This window comes from Blastocatellia bacterium (assembly GCA_035573895.1).
Lineage (GTDB): Bacteria > Acidobacteriota > Blastocatellia > HR10 > HR10 > DATLZR01.
This window is the reverse complement of the sequence record DATLZR010000013.1, coordinates 1-17,350: the sequence shown is the minus strand read 5'-3', so window position 1 is coordinate 17,350 and position 17,350 is coordinate 1. Positions and strand designations below refer to the sequence as shown.

General features: G+C 60.4%; 17 protein-coding genes, 2 tRNA genes and 1 other RNA gene. 16 read left to right on the top strand and 4 right to left on the bottom strand.

The features are described from left to right. Positions 1–2 precede the first annotated feature (2 nt). Positions 3–224, bottom strand: coding sequence for an AtpZ/AtpI family protein (locus VNM72_01345; protein ID HXF04042.1), 222 nt, complete (start codon positions 222–224; stop codon positions 3–5). Between the two features lie 189 nt (positions 225–413). Here VNM72_01345 and VNM72_01340 point away from each other — a divergent pair, with 189 nt between their 5' ends. After that, positions 414–902 (top strand): hypothetical protein, encoded by a 489-nt coding sequence (locus VNM72_01340; GenBank protein ID HXF04041.1) that lies wholly within the window; start codon positions 414–416, stop codon positions 900–902. A 400-nt stretch (positions 903–1,302) separates the two neighbouring features. Next, positions 1,303–1,509 carry a cold shock domain-containing protein gene (locus tag VNM72_01335; protein HXF04040.1) on the top strand — a complete coding sequence of 69 codons (207 nt, stop codon included), beginning with the start codon at positions 1,303–1,305 and terminating at the stop codon, positions 1,507–1,509. A gap of 96 nt (positions 1,510–1,605) precedes the next feature. Here the strand turns inward: VNM72_01335 and VNM72_01330 are convergent, their stop codons facing one another. The 3 genes from VNM72_01330 to VNM72_01320 all read right to left on the bottom strand — a co-directional run bounded on the left by VNM72_01330 (position 1,606) and on the right by VNM72_01320 (position 7,813). Beyond that, on the bottom strand, positions 1,606–2,601 hold the full coding sequence (locus tag VNM72_01330; protein HXF04039.1) for a carbon-nitrogen hydrolase family protein: 996 nt from the start codon (positions 2,599–2,601) through the stop codon (positions 1,606–1,608). A gap of 130 nt (positions 2,602–2,731) precedes the next feature. Then, a complete protein-coding gene (locus tag VNM72_01325; protein HXF04038.1) occupies positions 2,732–4,846 on the bottom strand; it encodes a S46 family peptidase in 2,115 nt (704 codons plus the stop codon). A 240-nt stretch (positions 4,847–5,086) separates the two neighbouring features. Further along, on the bottom strand, positions 5,087–7,813 hold the full coding sequence (locus VNM72_01320) for a GH116 family glycosyl hydrolase (GenBank protein ID HXF04037.1): 2,727 nt from the start codon (positions 7,811–7,813) through the stop codon (positions 5,087–5,089). A gap of 25 nt (positions 7,814–7,838) precedes the next feature. On the opposite strand from VNM72_01320, the gene VNM72_01315 reads away from it, so the two are divergent. From VNM72_01315 to VNM72_01250, 14 genes are all read left to right on the top strand, one after another. Continuing rightward, positions 7,839–8,018: a hypothetical protein gene (locus tag VNM72_01315; GenBank protein HXF04036.1), complete on the top strand. Its 180-nt coding sequence runs from the start codon at positions 7,839–7,841 to the stop codon at positions 8,016–8,018. Further along, positions 8,008–8,352, top strand: coding sequence for a hypothetical protein (locus VNM72_01310; protein ID HXF04035.1), 345 nt, complete (start codon positions 8,008–8,010; stop codon positions 8,350–8,352). The genes VNM72_01315 and VNM72_01310 overlap by 11 nt, the downstream gene beginning before the upstream one ends. Before the next feature lie 35 nt (positions 8,353–8,387). Further along, entirely contained in the window at positions 8,388–9,371 is a 984-nt protein-coding gene (gene hemB, locus VNM72_01305; protein ID HXF04034.1) for a porphobilinogen synthase, read from the top strand. Between the two features lie 95 nt (positions 9,372–9,466). Next, a complete protein-coding gene (tadA, locus tag VNM72_01300) occupies positions 9,467–9,940 on the top strand; it encodes a tRNA adenosine(34) deaminase TadA (protein HXF04033.1) in 474 nt (157 codons plus the stop codon). A 43-nt stretch (positions 9,941–9,983) separates the two neighbouring features. Next, positions 9,984–10,072 (top strand) — tRNA-Ser (locus tag VNM72_01295). 19 nt (positions 10,073–10,091) lie between these two features. After that, a tRNA-Ser gene (locus tag VNM72_01290) sits at positions 10,092–10,184 on the top strand. Between the two features lie 52 nt (positions 10,185–10,236). Next, an RNA gene (ffs, locus tag VNM72_01285) (signal recognition particle sRNA small type) lies at positions 10,237–10,336 on the top strand. Positions 10,337–10,414: 78 nt separating this feature from the next. Further along, positions 10,415–12,019 carry a DNA polymerase III subunit gamma/tau gene (dnaX, locus tag VNM72_01280; GenBank protein HXF04032.1) on the top strand — a complete coding sequence of 535 codons (1,605 nt, stop codon included), beginning with the start codon at positions 10,415–10,417 and terminating at the stop codon, positions 12,017–12,019. A 27-nt stretch (positions 12,020–12,046) separates the two neighbouring features. Continuing rightward, entirely contained in the window at positions 12,047–12,358 is a 312-nt protein-coding gene (locus VNM72_01275; protein HXF04031.1) for a YbaB/EbfC family nucleoid-associated protein, read from the top strand. Between the two features lie 153 nt (positions 12,359–12,511). Next, positions 12,512–13,111, top strand: a complete 600-nt coding sequence (recR, locus tag VNM72_01270) for a recombination mediator RecR (GenBank protein HXF04030.1) — start codon at positions 12,512–12,514, stop codon at positions 13,109–13,111. A 179-nt stretch (positions 13,112–13,290) separates the two neighbouring features. Then, positions 13,291–13,566 carry a hypothetical protein gene (locus VNM72_01265; protein ID HXF04029.1) on the top strand — a complete coding sequence of 92 codons (276 nt, stop codon included), beginning with the start codon at positions 13,291–13,293 and terminating at the stop codon, positions 13,564–13,566. Further along, positions 13,566–14,135, top strand: coding sequence for a PH domain-containing protein (locus VNM72_01260; GenBank protein HXF04028.1), 570 nt, complete (start codon positions 13,566–13,568; stop codon positions 14,133–14,135). The genes VNM72_01265 and VNM72_01260 overlap by 1 nt, the downstream gene beginning before the upstream one ends. Positions 14,136–14,209: 74 nt before the next feature. After that, on the top strand, positions 14,210–15,451 hold the full coding sequence (locus VNM72_01255; protein ID HXF04027.1) for a DUF6599 family protein: 1,242 nt from the start codon (positions 14,210–14,212) through the stop codon (positions 15,449–15,451). A gap of 22 nt (positions 15,452–15,473) precedes the next feature. Next, the coding region (locus VNM72_01250; GenBank protein HXF04026.1) for a M14 metallopeptidase family protein at positions 15,474–17,350 on the top strand (1,877 nt) is incomplete at its 3' end.

Below are 17,350 nucleotides of genomic sequence, written 5' to 3'. Positions count from 1 at the left end.
AGTCATTTCTCCATCCGCGCGGCAATGCGCAGGACATTGTAAATGGCCGCCGCCATGCCGATGAAGAGAAAGAGAAGGAACAACCACGGTGAGGTCCCCAACCATCGGTCAAGGTAATATCCGATCAATACGCCTGCCACCACGTTGGAGAGGAAGACAAGACCGAGGGCCGTCGCCCATCCGAATTTTTTCAACTGTTCTACCGGATCCCCTTTGCCGAACATGTTGCTGCCTCATGAGGACGACCATGGCCATTCTATGATGCCGTCGCTGAAGAAAGCAACCTCGCGCTCCGTTGCCCGATATGAGATGGTTGTGCCACAATCTCCCGGCCTCGACTGACGTTTAAATTCAACGGGGCACTCTGATGAGGGGGAAGTGAGCGCGCCGAAGACCGATGAGGAGGAAATGCGATGAATCCGGCTCAGCTTCATCTCTGGTTGAACCACATCCCGGTTCTGGGAACCATCTTTGCTGCTCTTTTGCTACTTGTCGCCGTCGCCCGGAAAAGTCAGGAGATCGAGCGAGCGGCGCTGGTCACGCTCGTTATCGTAGCGGTGCTGGCAATTCCCGCCTATCTGAGCGGCGAGCCTGCCGAGGAACTCGTTCACTCGCTGCCGGGCGTTTCGACCGATGCCGTCGAGGAACATGAGGAATCGGCCCTTCCGTCATTGCTCGCCCTGGAGGCCGCCGCCGTCGCCGCTCTGGCGGGATTATTTCTCGGCCGTCGGGGAGATCAGCGAGCGCGACGGATCGTGACGCTCACGCTGCTTCTGGCCATCGTGTCGAGCGGGCTCATGATCTGGACCGCTCACCTGGGAGGGCGCATCCATCATCAGGAACTCCGGGGAGAAGCTCCACCCGCTTCGCCTCAAGCGGAGGAAGAGCACGAGAGAGAATAAAAGACGATCTCCCCCGGAGTGGGCGATTCCGGAGCGAACCCCTCATGGGGCGCGGGCTGCCCGCCCTGAAACGATGAAAATCTCACTCCGGTGAACAGGGATGAACACAGGGCGATCGGAGGATCCGTCCCAATCCGTGTCTGTCCCTGGTGATTTTCGGAGGACCGTTGGCCCTACTGTCCGCGGTCTGGTGCTAACGAGACCGATCGCACCACCTGGCCGAGCGGGAAGCCTTTTCCTGTTGACATTCAGGGTGAACTTCTGTAGTCTCTCGCCGTTACTGAATTTGGCTTTTGGGAGCTTGAGCGAGGATGGGCCAGTAAGTGGTGGCGCAACTTCTCCCGGCTGACGAAAGACCAAAGGCAGTAATGGAAAATTTGGAGAAAGGAGTTTGTTTGAAATGCGTGAAACAGGACGCGTGAAGTGGTTCAACAACAAGAAGGGATATGGCTTCATCGAACGCCAGGAGGGTGGTGACGTGTTCGTTCACTACACGGCGATTAAATCCGAAGGCTTCCGCTCGCTCGAGGAAGGCGAGGTCGTCACCTTCGATGTCGTTCGCGGGCCCAAAGGACTTCAGGCCGAAAACGTAGAAAAAATCCGCTAGTACGGGTCGCTCGACGTTCTGAAACGCCCTGAGTCAGACGCTCAGGGTCTTTTTATTTTGTCTCGGTTCCGGCCGCGCTCTCGACAGGCAAAAGGCTCAGTCGGTCGAGTCCGCGCGGCTTCTCTTTTCTGAGGGTCGGTCGTCGCCGGGACCGTCACGAAAGGAGACGCTCAGCCGACGGCGACGATCCACGCGAAGGCGGAATACATCGGGTCGAGCATAGTGACCGGTTGGATCGAAATTCTGCCGCTCACGAGAGACCATCCGGGAGTCAATGTCGGCATAGACGATGCCCTCGACATCAACCAGAGGACCCGCCACGAGCGTTCCATCGGGGGCGAAGATCGAGGTCCCTCCGCGATAAAAGACGTTTCCGTGAGCCAGCATGTCCTCACGCAGAGGAAACGTCGGGGGAATATCCTCCGCCCGAAGGATGCCGCAGACGGCCAGCACATAGACTCGCCCCTCGAGGGCGACAAAACGACCGTTGTCCATGACCAGTGAGGGATTCCCCGGCCAGACCGAGACGTGCAGTTCCTCGCCCTGAGCATAAAGAGCGGTGCGGGCGAGCGGCATCCAATTCTCCCAGCAGATGAGTCCGCCGATGCGCCAACCCTGGTAGGGGAGGACGCGGAGACCCCCACCATCACCATCGCCCCAGACCAATCGCTCTTCGTAAGTCGGTTTGAGCTTTCGATGGACGTTAACGACGCCCCGCTGCGGATCAATGGCCAGAAGCGTGCAATAGACCGTTCCCCGGCCCTGATGCTCGGTCAGGCCGCGCTCGCTCATTCCGGCATAGACGAAGATCCTGTGTTCGCGGGCCGCGCGTTCGAGCGCACGTACTTCGGGGCCGTCTAGGCGAACGGCTTGATCGAGCAGCACCGCATAGGCCTCTTTCTGACGATCATCGTTGAAGCGGGCTCCACCGGTCAGACTGAGCCAGGCCGGATACCCGGAGAGGAAGACTTCGGGAAAGGCGCACAGCTCAGCTCCCTCGCGGGCTGCCTCAGCGATAAGCGAAAGCATTTTGTCGAGCGTCGCCTGCCGATCGAGGAAAATGGGTGCCGCTTGAATTCCTGCTACTCTCATCGTCGCACACCTGTCGCGCGGGTTTTCGAGCCTGCGTTTTTTCGCCACCTGTAGTGCAGGCTTTCAAGCCGGCGGTTCTTCGCGGACTAGGAAGTCTGCGCTACTTCGACGGCGCTCGGGCTCCCGGAGATTACCGTTTCCCCTCCAGTTCGTCGGCCAGTGCGTCGGCGTCGTAGAGCTTGCGCAAAGCTTCAATGATGGCCGCGCTGTGGACGGCGACGGCGCGGTTTGTTTCCTCGATGTAGACGAAGTTTCCCACGAGGCTTTCGATATTGCCGTCGAAGATGACGCCCACGAGTTCCCCCTGGCGATTGATCACCGGCGAGCCGGAATTGCCGCCAATGATGTCGCAAGTGCTGACGAAGTTGAGCGGGGTCGTGAGATCGAGCTTCCCTTTTCGTTCCAGGTACCGCGGCGGCAAATGGTAAGGCGGTTTCAAATCGAAGCTGTAGGCGCGATCATAGAGTCCATGAAAGGTCGTCTTCGGGGGAGCCTGCGTCCCATTCATGGGATAGCCTTTGACCGTGCCGTAGGCCAGTCGCAGGGTGAAGGTCGCATCAGGATAGACGGACTTGCCGTAGACGGCGAATCGAGCCGCCGCGAGTTTCTCGCCCGCCGCTGTGACCACGCTGAGGACATTCTCCTCATACCATCGGCGCATCTCCCGGATGAACGGGTCTATGCGGCGAGCGAAGGCAATGAGCGGATCGGACGAGGCAGCGACGGCGGCCTCCCCTCCCTCGATGAGAGAGCGACGAACCTGTGGGTCATCGAGTTTCGTTCCGGAGATGATGTCGCGGGCAACCTCAGCGGGACGGCGACCCCCCAGAGCCGCCCGGATGAACGGATCCTCCGGCCCCAGCTCCTCGAGCGATTCCTGGAGGCTGTCGGCGAGCAGCACTTCTTCCATCTCCCGATAGATGGGCGCAGGAGAAAAGAGCGCAAACCGCAGCGACTCCAGTTGGGCATCATGATAGCCATCGAGTCGGTCGGCATCCGGTTTTTTCACCTCGACGACGTACTGCACGATGGTCAGAGCGATGTCGGCGAGCTCGGAGAAACTCCGCCTGAGCGAGCGAAATCGAAGCGGTTTGAGCATCTCCCGCTGTTTCTTCTCGGCTGCCGCAATGGCGTCCCAGGCGCTGCCGAAGGCGCGGGCCCATTCGGGGCGGCTCATGATCTGGCGGCGAAATTCGTTCTCTTCCTTCTCCTTCTTGGCCATGAGGGCGGGATCGCGCAGCCCCCGATATTCACCGGTGTAGGCTTTGATGGCATTTTCCAGGCTGAAGATGAGCCCCGCCGCCTGGCGCGCATGCTCGGGACTCCGAGCCGCGTATGCCCTGAGGAGTTCGAGCCGTCGGGTGAGGGTCTTCAGCGTCAGCGGATAGAGGTAATCTCGTTGCGTTTCGATTTGTGAGAGCGTGAGCCAGCGATCGGTCGAACCCGGATGACCGGATACGAAGACCAATTCCCCTTCGGCTGCGCCACGGCTGTTCCATTTCAAGTAGTGCGGCGTCTGAAGTGGCCGACCGTTTTCGTAGACGCGGAAGAGAGCGAAATCGAGATCATACCGGGGATAGGTGAAGTTGTCGGGATCGCCTCCAAAGAAAGCAATCTGTTGCTCCGGAGCAAAAACGAGCCGCACATCGGTGTAACGCTTGTAGCGATAGAGCCAGTATTCGCCGCCCCCGTAGAGCGTGACCACATCCGAGCGCAGGCCGGTTGCGTCCAGGCTCTCTTTCTCAATGCGAGCAATCTCCGCTTTGCGCGCATCGAGAGCCTGTTTCTCGCTCATGCCGGGCGTGACCGCCCTCTGCACGCGCGCCGTCACATTCTCCATCGAGACGAGCACGTTCAGTTCCAGGTCGGGACATTTGATCTCTTCCTCCAGCGTCCGGGCATAAAAGCCATCTTTCACGTAGTCCTTCTCCGGCGTGGAAATTTTCTGCAACTGGCCCAGAGCAACGTGATGGTTGGTCAGGACGAGTCCGCGAGGGCTGACAAACGACCCCGATCCGCCATCGTTGAAGCGCACGCTCGACAGCCGCACATGATCGAGCCACTCCTGGGTAGGGGTGAACCCGTAGCGCTCGGCCAGATGCTTGAGCGGGGGATTGTCGAACGTCCACATCCCCTCGTCGGCTCGTGCCCCGACGGAGCTGACGAGACCGCTCAGCGAGAGGATCAGGAAAAACGAAGCGGCGAGGCGTAGTGCTTTCCGGAATTGTCGCACGCGCTTTTTCATGACTTTCCTCCGAAAATGACCACGGATGACCGCGGATTGTCTCACCTTCCGTGTTCCTCCGGGTTCATCGGTGGTGAAATTTTCTCTCCGTTGACGACCTACTGCTGCGTGGGTCCATGTCGAGGGCAAAGCTTATTCGAGCGTCACCGGGAAAGTCAATCGCAGCATCCCCGCGGCGGGCAGGGCAGCTCTGGAGGAGGGCGCCCGCAGCATCCCTTCACCCGGGCATCACACAGCGTTTCAGGGAGCGAACGTCACGCTCAGCTTCTGTCGCACGACCGATTCGTGAATGGATGGGCGGAGGCGAACGCGCAGCCGATAGCGCATGCCCCAGGCAGCCGAGGGCTCGCGACCGATGATCTCGACATCGGTAGTCCCGGCAATCTCGCGGGGAGTGAACAAATCAAGGAGGTAGGTTTCCCCGGCGACACCTTCAACGAGAGCGCTCACGGCCGTCTCGCCGTATTCCACTCTCAGGAGCTTTAATCCACGCGGACGATCTCCCTCCCGGGGTTCCACCGGAGACAGGCTCAGGCTCGTTCCCTGCCGGTAGCGAATATCAACGATTGCTCGTCCAAGTGGCGGCACAGTGAGACGGCAGATCTGATCTTCCGCCCCACGAATCATCTCAAACGCCGCCGGGCGTCCGTTAACGGTGACGCTGTGGATTGTGGCATCCAGAGGGAAGCTCGGAGCGAGTTCAACCGTCAGCGGAGTCGCCGACGTAGAAGGGAGCCTTCGTTGGGTGATCGTCACCATCATTCGCGCTATTCCCGGATGGGGACCCACCCGGTCAAGGCTGCGTTTGAATTCGATATCCACGAGCGTGTGACCGACGCGCACATTGCGCACGGAGGCCTGATCCCATTCCGGTGGCAGTTGCGGCTCACACCGAAGGAGTGACGCAGGAGCATCCCCTTCCAATCCGAAGAGCCCTCGCACCAGCGGAAGAATGACCATGGCCGAGGACCAGATCTGCTGGGGGACGCCAATGGAGCTGAACCGATCGCCCGAAAGAACCTCCGTCACCCAGCCGAGACTTCCGCTCTCCGTCAACAGAACGTTGGCCATGAGCGCAGCGGCAGCGGCAGGAGCTTTGTGATAGCGGTAGCTGGCCAGGGCGGCCCAGCCGGTGAACAGGGGCCATACGCTCCCGTGATGGTAGCTGATGGGATTGTACTTCTCGCTCTCACGACTGAGCAGGCGGACTCCCCAATCGGTCGTCATATCCGAGGCAGCCAGCGCCTCCAGCGTGCGGCGCGCCCGCTCGTCCTCAAGCAGCCGCCAGATCATCGGCACGGCTGGCATCACGGTCTTTTCCTCGACCAAGCGACCGTCCCGCTGGCGGGCGAAAGCGTAATAGCCTTCCTCGTTCAACCAGTAGAGAGTCTCGATTTGACGTCGGGCTTTTTCGGCTTGCTCGTGGCCGAGCTGCTCCAGCTCTTTGTCTCCCATGGCCGCGGCCATCCGTGCCATGGCGCGGGAGGCCTGCACCCAGAGGCCCGCCAGATAAATCTCCTCGTGAACCGGATGGAGAGCCCCGCCCTCAACCCAGCCGTGACCGACGTCGGTGTTTTCGATCAGTCCGTTGCCGTCGCGGTCGGTCGAACGAGCGAAAGCGTAGGCGCGTCGGGCCGACTCCCACATCTCCTGCAGGAAGGCCAGATCACCGCTCGTTCGATAGTAATCCTCCAGGGCGATGATGTAGAGGGGCGTGGAATCGGCGCTCGCGTAAGGATAGGGAAAGCGGCTGAACCACTCAACGAAGGGCGCGGCGTGCGAGAGTTCGTGCATGATCTTTCCATCGGACCGTTGATATTTCTTGAGCAATCGCAGGCTCTCTCGCACTTTCTCGAAGTCGCCCGAACTGTTCAAGGCGAGTTGCGTCCACAGGGAATCGCGCCCGAAATACCAGGCGAAGCCCGGACGGCCGCTCTCGCCGGCCAACCCGAATCCGGCGACGAGTCCCGCACCGAGCAGGGGATTCTCGGCGAATGCTTTATCCAGAGCCGTCTTGGCCCACTCGAAAGCGTTGACCAGGCGCTCGTCGGGAACCTGAATCGAGAGGCGTTCGCGGGCCAGGCGGCGATAGTTCTCCACCGTTTCGCGGTAGAGCGGATCAATCGAGGTGATCAGCTCATGATAGAGACTCCGGGCGGCATCCACCGTCCCCGGCAACACGGCACCGAGCGCCACGACCGCAACGCGCCGTTCTCCCCGCAGAAGCGGCACCCGCGCAATCGGGAGTTTGGCCGTGTCAATCACCAGCCGATACTGAGGCATTCTCGCCGCAGCCGCTGGATCAGTCCGGTCTCCCGCAGGCGGAGCGTTTTCGATTTCCAGCGCCGCTGCCGGTGATCCGATGATGCCGGCGCCTCGTTCTTTCGTTTCGCGTTCGGCCCCGGCATCGGGGAGCAGGAGAAACGCGTTGATCGCATGATCTGCCAGGACCGTCACGCGACCCGGCTCTGCCGGCCACATGAGTCGAAACGTCGGTTCAAAATGAACGGAGATTTTCAGCGGCACGTGAGCATCCACATCGAGGAGCATGATCGCTCCCGGTCGCGTGAGAGGAACGAAGACGATCTGGCGAACGGTGAAGGCTCCATGCACGTAGGTCAGCGTCGTCGCTTCCGGTCGAACGGTGATGCGGGTGGCGACGTCCTGAGCGGGAATCTCAGGAGGGATCTCGTTTCCCACCGGCGGTAACGCAAACCGAAAAGAGAGCCGCAGATCGCTGACGAGCTGAAGAGGATAAACCCACGCCTCGCTCCGCCCGTCCTCGCTGCCGATGATGGCTGCCCGCCGCCCGATGGCGCTCCAGACGGCCCCCCGGCGTATCGGCCGTGTCAGCTCCAGCCCGGTCACCTCCAGAAAACTCCCATCGGCTGTGAGATCAACTCTCAGGTGAACCCGCTGGCCAGCACTCCCTCCGCACAGGAAGAAAAGCACCAGTGAGCACGCCACTAAAGAACGCATTTTCCCGCCGATTGTGGCCCGGCTCAAAGTCATGCTTCCGATCTTCCTCTCCCATGACACCCTGCGCCCGGTTCACCGGGAGAACCGGAAGGGCGCGCCCCCGGCGACAAAAAGCTCCAAACCCCAATCGGCAGGAGACGATGGTGGAGTGCAGACATTTCTCCTGGCGGAAACGGCTGTCTATGCCGTCTGACATCGCTACGCCCCGAGCGACAGAGCAAAAAAGCGACGGCGAACCGACCTGCTCCGGCCCTGGCGTTCTGTTTCATCTCCGCACATTCCTCGATGGAAAGCTTCTCCATTCTACCGATGGGCGACTCTCCAGGCAAAGCGGGAAGTTGAGTCGGAGCAACGATCGGCGTTCCCGGTCCGAGGAAACTTCTCGCGCCTCTCCATCCCTGCTGGTGAGGCTGGGGGGCATCATCGAGAGATCGCGTCGCTTCTCCCGGTTCGCACTGGCAACAGACGCTCGCGGATTTCGGCGTCAGAACATTCACACCCTTTTTGAAAAACCGGAACGGCTTTGATAGAATCGCCCCGACCGTGAGGTGGCGTGATTATGATGGAACTCATTCATCGCCCTCGACGATTGCGTCGCACGCCGGAGCTGCGGGCACTGGTCCGTGAAACAGACCTGGCCGTAGACGATCTGATCTATCCGCTCTTTGTCTGTCCCGGTCGGGGGGTGCGGCGGGAAGTGCCTTCGATGCCCGGCGTCTTCAATCTCTCCATTGATCAACTCATCGAGGAGGTGCTCGATGCTCGCAGCCTGGGACTGCGCGCGATCATCCTCTTTGGCATTCCCGAGACCAAGGATGAGATGGGCAGCGAAGCCTACGCCGAAGAGGGCATCGTTCAACGGGCGATCCGCGCCGTCAAGCGGGACGTGCCCGATATGATCGTCATTGCCGATAATTGCCTGTGCGAGTATACGAGTCACGGCCACTGCGGGATCGTTCGGGATGGCGAGGTGCTGAACGATCCGACGCTGGAGTTGCTGGCGCGCACAGCCGTCAGCCAGGCTCGTGCCGGAGCTGACATCATTGCTCCTTCGAACATGATGGATGGGTGCGTGGCGGCGATTCGCCGGGCTCTGGATGAAGCGGGCTTCCAGCATATTCCGATTCTGTCGTATGCCGTCAAGTACGCCTCGGGATTTTATGGTCCGTTCCGGGAAGCGGCTCAGAGCGCCCCGCAGTTTGGGGATCGTCGAGGGTATCAGATGGACCCGGCCAATGCCCGCGAAGCCCTCCGCGAAGCGGCGCTCGATGTCGAACAAGGGGCCGATATGCTGATGGTGAAGCCGGCGCTGCCGTACCTGGATATTATTCGTGCCGTGCGCGAACGATTCCCGCTTCCCCTGGCGGCCTATCAGGTGAGCGGCGAATATGCCATGATCAAAGCGGCTGCCCGTCTCGGCTGGATTGACGAGGAGCGCATCGTCTGGGAAACGCTCACCAGCATCAAGCGGGCCGGGGCCGACGTGATCCTCACCTATTTTGCTAAGGACGTGGCGAGGAAACTTCGGCGAGAGACAGCGCCCTGAGGCATCCGGCGTGTCGCACCACGAGGCGATGCGCAATCGCTCGGTAGCATGATCCTTCACCTTGGCGTGCAGGAACCCACCCGATGAGTCATCCGATGGATGAAGTCTGGATGCGGCTGGCCCTGGACGAGGCGCAGGATGCCCTGCAACGGGATGAGGTGCCCGTGGGGGCCGTCGTCGTGCTCGGCGAGAAGGTCATTGGCCGCGGTCACAATCGCGTGCTGACCGAATGTGATCCGACAGCTCACGCCGAGATCGTGGCGCTTCGGGATGCCAGCCGATTTCTCAACAACTATCGGCTCGTCGGAGCGACGGTCTACACCACGATTGAACCCTGCCCGATGTGTGCGGGGGCTCTGGTTCAGGCGCGGGTGAAACGCCTCGTCTACGGTGCCGCCGATCCGCGCGCGGGCGCCGTGGAGAGTCTTTTTCGTCTGGTGACCGATGCACGACTCAATCATCAGATCGAGGTTCAAGGGGGTGTGCTTGCTGATGATTGTCGGCGGATGATACAATCCTTTTTTCAAAAAAAGCGCGCGGCTGCAGATGAGCCGGAGCGGGCGCAGTAACGGCCATCGAGCGGCGGGCAGCAACCGAAGGAAAGGATCGCGCGGAGGGATGTTCCGAATTGGCAAGGAGCCGGTCTCGAAAACCGGTGGGTCTTACGGCCCATGAGGGTTCGAGTCCCTCTCCCTCCGCCAACCTGTGGCGATGGATTCAGGAGGGATGGCCGAGTGGGCGAAGGCGCCGTATTGGAAATGCGGTGTAGGGGCAAAACCTCTACCGTGGGTTCGAATCCCACTCCCTCCGCCAAGACTCCTCGTGAGCCCGTGGCGCGGGGGCGTTGCGGGCCCGCTTGATCAGGCTTCGGGCTCCGTGCGATGGTTCCACTGCGAACCCCGCCAGGCCCGGAAGGGAGCAACGGTAGTGGTGGTAACCGTGTGCTGCGGATCACCCCGAAGCCTGGCCACTCTTTTCGCCAGCATCGTTTGTCCATTGTCGGTTGCCGCGGCGGCCAGACGACGGACACCGGACGCGCACCCATGACGTACCAGGTCATTGCCCGGAAATGGCGCCCGCAAACCTTTGACGAACTGGTGGGGCAAGAGGCCATTGCCCGCACGTTGCAAAACGCCATCTCCTGTGGGCGTCTGCATCATGCCTATATCTTTGCCGGCCCTCGCGGCGTGGGAAAAACGACGACCGCTCGCGTCCTCGCCAAAGCCCTCAATTGCGCCACCGGACCGACGACGACTCCCTGCAATCGGTGCCCCTCGTGCGAGGAGATCGCGCGGGGAACCTCGCTCGATGTCCTGGAGATTGATGCCGCTTCCCATACGGGTGTGGATAATGTGCGCGATGTCATCATCAATAACCTCGCCATCGGCCCGGCGCGCGATCGCTACCGCATCTTCATCATAGACGAATTTCACCAACTGTCCTCGGCGGCTTTCAATGCCCTGCTCAAGACGCTCGAAGAGCCTCCTCCCCATGTGCTCTTCATCATGGCCACGACCGAACTGCATAAGGTTCCGCCGACGATCATCTCGCGCTGTCAGTTGTTCGAGTTCCGGCTCATCGCCGAGGGGAAAATCTTCGAGCGGCTTCGGCGCATCGCTCAAGCCGAAGGCATCACCATCAGTGATGCGGCGCTTCGGCGCATCGCCCGCGCCGGCGAAGGGAGCATGCGCGATGCGCAATCGGTCTTCGATCAGGTGATCAGCTTTGCCGGTCGAGAGATTCACGACGAGCAGGTCATCGAAGTCCTGGGATTGGTGGGAGCCGAGATGCTCGCCGCCGTCGCCGATGCGATTGCCGATCAGGATGGCGGGCGCATCCTCCGGCTGGTGGACGATCTGGTGGCGCGAGGCGTGGACCTTCGCGCCTTCACCCGCGAGTTGATGAGCTACTTCCGTCATCTGCTGGTAGTGAAGACGGTGGGGCCGGATCCCGAGCTGTTGCCGGTCGAAGACGCCGAGCGAGCCCTGCTCCTCGCCCAGGCCGATCGCTTCAGCGAAGAAGATATTGTCCGGCTCTTCCACGCCCTCGCCGAGGTCGAGCAGGCGATCCGCCTGGCGACCGAACCGCGGTTTCAACTGGAAATCGGCCTGGTCAAACTGGCGCATCTGCAACGGGTCCGACCGCTGGCCGACCTCATTCGACGAATCGAGGCCCTTCAGGAGCATATCTCCACCGGCTCGGTGAGCGGAGATGCTCCCGGCTCGCTCCGCCCTGCTCCGGCGACCGTACCAGCAGTCCCCCCTTCGGGAGCTACCGATGAAATCGAGGCGATTAAGCAGCAGCTCATAGAGCGAGGGAAGATTCTGCTCGCAACCATCCTGGAGAAAGCCCAAACCATCGAGATCACCGGAGACCGCCTGCGCATCGTCTTCGCTCGCACCGAGAGCGGACACCGGGAGACCGTGTTGCAGAAGTCAAATGCTCAGGTCCTCACCGCCGTCGCTCAGGCGGTGACGGGCCGCACTCTCACACTCGATGTCGTGGTCGAAGCGAATGCACCGTCGGAACAGTCCTCTCGAGCGTCGGCCTTGCGAGCCAAAGCCGAAGCCGATCCGGTGGTGAGGGCACTCGTGAAAACGTTCAAAGGAGAGATCGTGGACGTCGTGGCAAAGGATGAAACGACGTGAACGGTTTCTTTTTCGAGGGAGGGATCAATGAAACTACCGGGTAACCTGGATCTGAACAAGATGCTCGAACAAGCGCAGAAAATGCAGCAGGAATTGCAGAAAACCATCGAAGGCATCCGCGTCGAGGCCTCGGCCGGTGGCGGAGCCGTCACGGTGACGATGAACGGGGCCAAGGCGGTCCTCTCGCTCACCATTGATCCTGAGGTCGCCGCCGGAGATGTCGAGATGCTGCAAGACCTCATCATCGCCGCCGTCAACGAATGCGGACGAAAAGTGGACGAAGCCGTCCAGCAGCAGGCAATGAAGAACCTCAATCTCAATCTCGGCGGACTCTTGTGAGGCGATGGTGGATCCCCGTGAGCGAATCTTTCATGCCCGCGTCGGCCGCGAGAAGAAAGAGCCACAGATTCCGCCGATCGTCACAGGTGCGGAGAAACCGAGAGTCACCTCCGGGGTTCTTTGCCGGGGGCGGATGGGGGGACGGTCAGACTTATGCCGGATTACGCCGAGCCCATCACGCGACTCATTGATGAGCTGAAGCGGCTGCCGGGAATCGGCGAGAAGTCGGCGCAGCGGATCGCCTTTCATCTTCTCCGCGTTCCCCAGGAGCAGGCGGAGCGATTGGTCGAAGCTATTCTCGATGTCAAGCGCCGGATTTCTCTCTGCTCTCAGTGCAACAATCTGACCGAGACTGATCCCTGCCGCTTTTGCTCTGATCCTTCGCGCGATCACAGTTTCATCTGCGTGGTCGAGGAACCGTCCAGTGTGGTGGCCATTGAGCGGACGCGCGAGTATCGCGGGCTCTATCATGTGTTGCATGGATCGCTTTCGCCAATTCGCGGCATCGGTCCGGAGGATTTGAAGGTGCGGAATCTTTTGACCCGGCTTCGGTCGGGCGAGGTGAAAGAGATCATCCTGGCAACCAATCCGACGACCGAGGGGGAAGCGACGGCCAACTATCTGGCGCGACTTCTCAAGCCCCTGGGCGTGCGCGTGACGCGCATCGCCATGGGGCTGCCGGTGGGCAGCGACATCGAATTCGCCGACGAAGTCACGATGTATCGTGCTCTTGCCAATCGTCGAGACATCTAGCTATTTTTCGCGGTGGCGTAGACTTTCAAGTCTGCGAAAAAACGCAGGCTGGAAAGCCCGCGCTACATGTAGCGCAGACTTTCGAGTCTGCGAAGAACACAGGCTGGAAAGCCTGCCCTACAGGAATGCGCGAGCTGGAAAGCTTGCGCCACAACAGGCGCAACATTTTCGGTGAGGCTATGACTCAGACAACGGAAACCGTTTCGACGGCGGAGGTCCCCGCCCTCAAACCGATCAAACCCAACCAGACAAATTGCGATGAGAAGGACGCCAAAGGCAAGCCCTGTTGGGGGCCATTGAAGGTCATGCCGGTGGTGTCCGATTCGCTGCGGCAGCGGGCTCCGGCAGGATCGGTCTTCTATCGGTGCCTGGCGTGTCAGAAGATTTATTACGGCCCGCCGCGCGAGCTGCCGCTGCGACGTATTCCCCGGCGGATTTCTATTCTGGGGTGGTGATGACGATCACCTGCCAGCAGTGCGGACAGACCAATCCCCAGGGAAGCCGATTCTGCAATCGGTGCGGGGCCGCGCTGTCTTCTGCCTCTTCGGCTCCGGCGAGGGAGCCGACGACGGGTGAACAGATCGTCTTCGTCATTCGTCCGGCGATGATCTTTGTCCTGATCCGGTATCTGCTGGCCGCTGTGGTGACCGTCGGCATGATCGTTGGCTATTTTTACCTGGATGAGCGTTTTCCGGGAGCGATTCCCTGGTGGGTTGTGCTGATAGCCTCGGCCAGTGCATTTGCTTCTCCCGTCTATCGTCACATCTTGCGCCAGCGGGAGGTTTATACTCTGACGACGACGCGCATGGAGTTCAGTTACGGCATCCTGAGCAAGGTCCGGCGCTCTATTCCTCTGAGCAAGATTCAGGATGTGACTGTCACGCGCACGGCCCTGGAACGCCTGGTCGGCATCGGGGACATCGTCATTGACAGTGCGGCGGAATCGGGCAGGATTCCCTTGCGAAATATCGCTCATCCGGAGAGATACGCCAACCTCATTTTGCGCCAGATTGAGCACCAGTGAGAATGCTGTGAGACTACGACCGGGCCAGCCGGCGGGCTCGCCCGATGGCCCCTGATGGGAGAGAGCGTGAGATCATGAGCTTTCATTGGCTATACCGAGGGCGGAAGGCGCGGACTGCCGGAACGACCGTCCCTGTACGGATCGGCGGTCTGCTCAGTCTCATCCTGATGGTCGGGGTGTCGCTCGGATGGGCGCAGGTGATCGAAGTGCGTACGGCCCCGCATATCGCCGATGTTTTCGCCCGCCGTCTGGGAGATTGGCGATTGACAGGACCGGTTCAGGTGCTCTTGCCAGCGGAACTGGCCCTCTATGCTCCGGGCCGGGGCGATGTCGTGCGGGAATACGGACTGCACGAAGCCGCTTTCGCGGACTATATGGACGCCCAGAAAACCACGATCCGCGTGGAAATTTTCCACATGATCAATTACGTCTCGGCCTACGGGATTTATTCCTGGGAGCGAACGTCGGCCGTTCAGGCCGAAGGCATCGGCAGCGAGGCCAGCATCGGTGATCGGGAGCTGGGGTTCTGGAAAGGAAACTACTATGTTCGTCTCTCCCTGACGACGCTCTCGCCGCCGAATGTCGCCGTCAGCAAGATGACTGATCTGGCCCGAGCCGTTTCCGAGCGGCTTGTTGTCGGCCCGCATGAAGTCCCGCTTTTGGTTCAGCACTTGCCCGCGGACCGACGGATCGCCGGGAGCGAACGATTCATTTCGGGTCCGCGAGGATTAGCCCGATTCCCCACCTATGATAATCCCAACGACCTGTTCAACCTGGGCAGTGATGGCGTGGAAGCCGCTATTGCGGAGTATCGCACGGGGAAGGGAATCGCCCATCTGCTGTTGGTCGAGTATCACACCCCGCAACTGGCCTCCGCGGCCTACGAGCGGGTGAATCAGTATTTTGCCCGACTGCCGGAGGAGGAACGGGACCGCCGCATTTTCAAGCGCGAGGGGAATTATCTCATCGAAGCTTTCAACGTGACTGATCGTGAGGTCGTGGAAGCCCTCGTCAACTCGATCAAATACACGGCCAAAGTGCGCTGGCTCGATCGCGACCGTCTTCGTCTGGTCGGTTCGCTTCCGGAGTTTCCCGCTGCCACCTGGCTGATTACCACCTTCGCTTTCATTGGAGTCATCGTGTTGATTCTTATTGCAGGGGGAGTAGCGCTCGGCTATGCCTTCTTCGTCATTCGTCGGCGACATATTCAGCGTTATGGTTTTTCCGATGCCGGAGGGATGTTGCGACTGAATTTGGACCGTCTGATTCTACCTCCCGCCGATCAGCCCCGGAAGAGCCTCCCGGCGGGAGAATGAAAACCCGAACGAGGAGGAGAGCATGAGAACGAACGTATCTCGCTGGACGGCAGCTCTGCTCGTCCTGCTGCTGGCAGCCCCGTGGGCGTTGCCGCAAACGCGAATCACGACGCCAAAGGAACACTTCGGCTTCAACATCGGCGATGATTATCAGTTGGCGACTTACAGCCAGTTGCTCGATTACTGGAAGAAGCTCGATCAGGAATCGGATCGGATGAGCCTGGTCGAAATCGGTCGAACCGCCGAAGGGCGACCCATGGTGATGGCCATCATCACGGCTCCGGAGAATCACAGGAAGCTCGACCGATATAAGGAGATTTCTCGACGGCTGGCGCTGGCCGAGGACCTGACTGATGAGCAGGCCCGCGCCCTGGCCGATGAAGGAAAGGCGGTCGTCTGGATTGACGGGGGATTGCACGCCACCGAAGTGCTCGGTGCGCAGCAGCTCATCGAGATGGCCTATCAGATGGTGAGCCGCAACGATCCGGAAACGTTGCGCATCCTCCGGGACGTCATCCTGTTGCTTGTGCCGGTCAATCCCGATGGGATGGAACTCGTTTCCTCCTGGTACATGCGCGAACCCGATCCCACCAAGCGATCCACCGGCAATCTCCCTCGACTCTATCACAAGTATATTGGCCACGATAACAATCGCGATTTCTACATGGTCACGCAACCGGAGACCGAAGCCATTACGCGCATCTTCTATCACGAGTGGTTCCCTCAGATCATCTACAATCACCATCAGACGGGACCGCCGGGAACCGTTCTCTTTGCGCCTCCGTTCCGCGATCCGTTCAATTACTATCTCGATCCGCTGGTCATCGTGGGCGTCGAGCAAGTCGGCGCTGCCATGCACGCGCGGTTTATCGCTGAGGGCAAGCCCGGCTCGACGATGCGCTCCGGGGCTTCCTATTCAACATGGTGGAATGGGGGATTGAGAACGTCGGCCTACTTCCACAACATGATCGGCATCCTCACGGAAACCATCGGGAATCCGACGCCGATGGAAATTCCCTTCATTCCCGAACGACTTCTTCCCAAAAGCGATTATCCCGCGCCGATTGCGCCGCAACGATGGCATTTCCGTCAATCCATCGAGTACGCCATCACGGCCAATCGGGCCATTCTCGATTACGCGTCACGACATCGGGAGGAGTTGCTGCTGAACATTTACCGCATGGGGCGTAACTCCATTGAGCGTGGCAGTCGCGATCACTGGACGATCACGCCAAAGCGCATCGCCGAGGTCCAGGCCGTGGTCGCTCGTGAGGTGCCGACGCGAGGGCAGACCACGGAGACTCCGGATGCCCCGGCCTTCGGTCGGGGAGCGCCGCGCGTACCGGCGCGATATTACGAACTGTTGCGCGATCCGGCCAAACGCGATCCGCGCGGGTACATCATTCCCTCGGATCAACCGGATTTCCTGACCGCCACGAAGTTCGTCAACACGCTCATCAAAAATGGCATCACCGTCCATCGGGCTACCCGCGATTTCCAGGTCGGCGGCAAGACCTACAGGGCGGGGTCTTACGTGATCAAGACGGCGCAAGCCTTTCGCCCTCACATCCTCGATATGTTCGAGCCGCAGGATCATCCCGATGACGTTCCTTACCCCGGAGGACCGCCCACGCCGCCTTACGACAATGCCGGCTGGACGCTGGCCTATCAGATGGGCGTGGTTTTCGATCGCATCCTGGACGGCTTCGACGGCCCGTTTGAAAAGATCGTAGGATTGGCCAAACCGCCGGCCGGTCGCGTTATGACGGTGCCCAATGCCGTCGGCTTTTTACTCAGCCACCAGGTCAACGATGCATTCATCGCGATCAACCGATTGCTCCGGGAGGGTGACGAGGTCTACTGGCTCGCTCAGCCATTCACCACCAATGGAAAAACCTA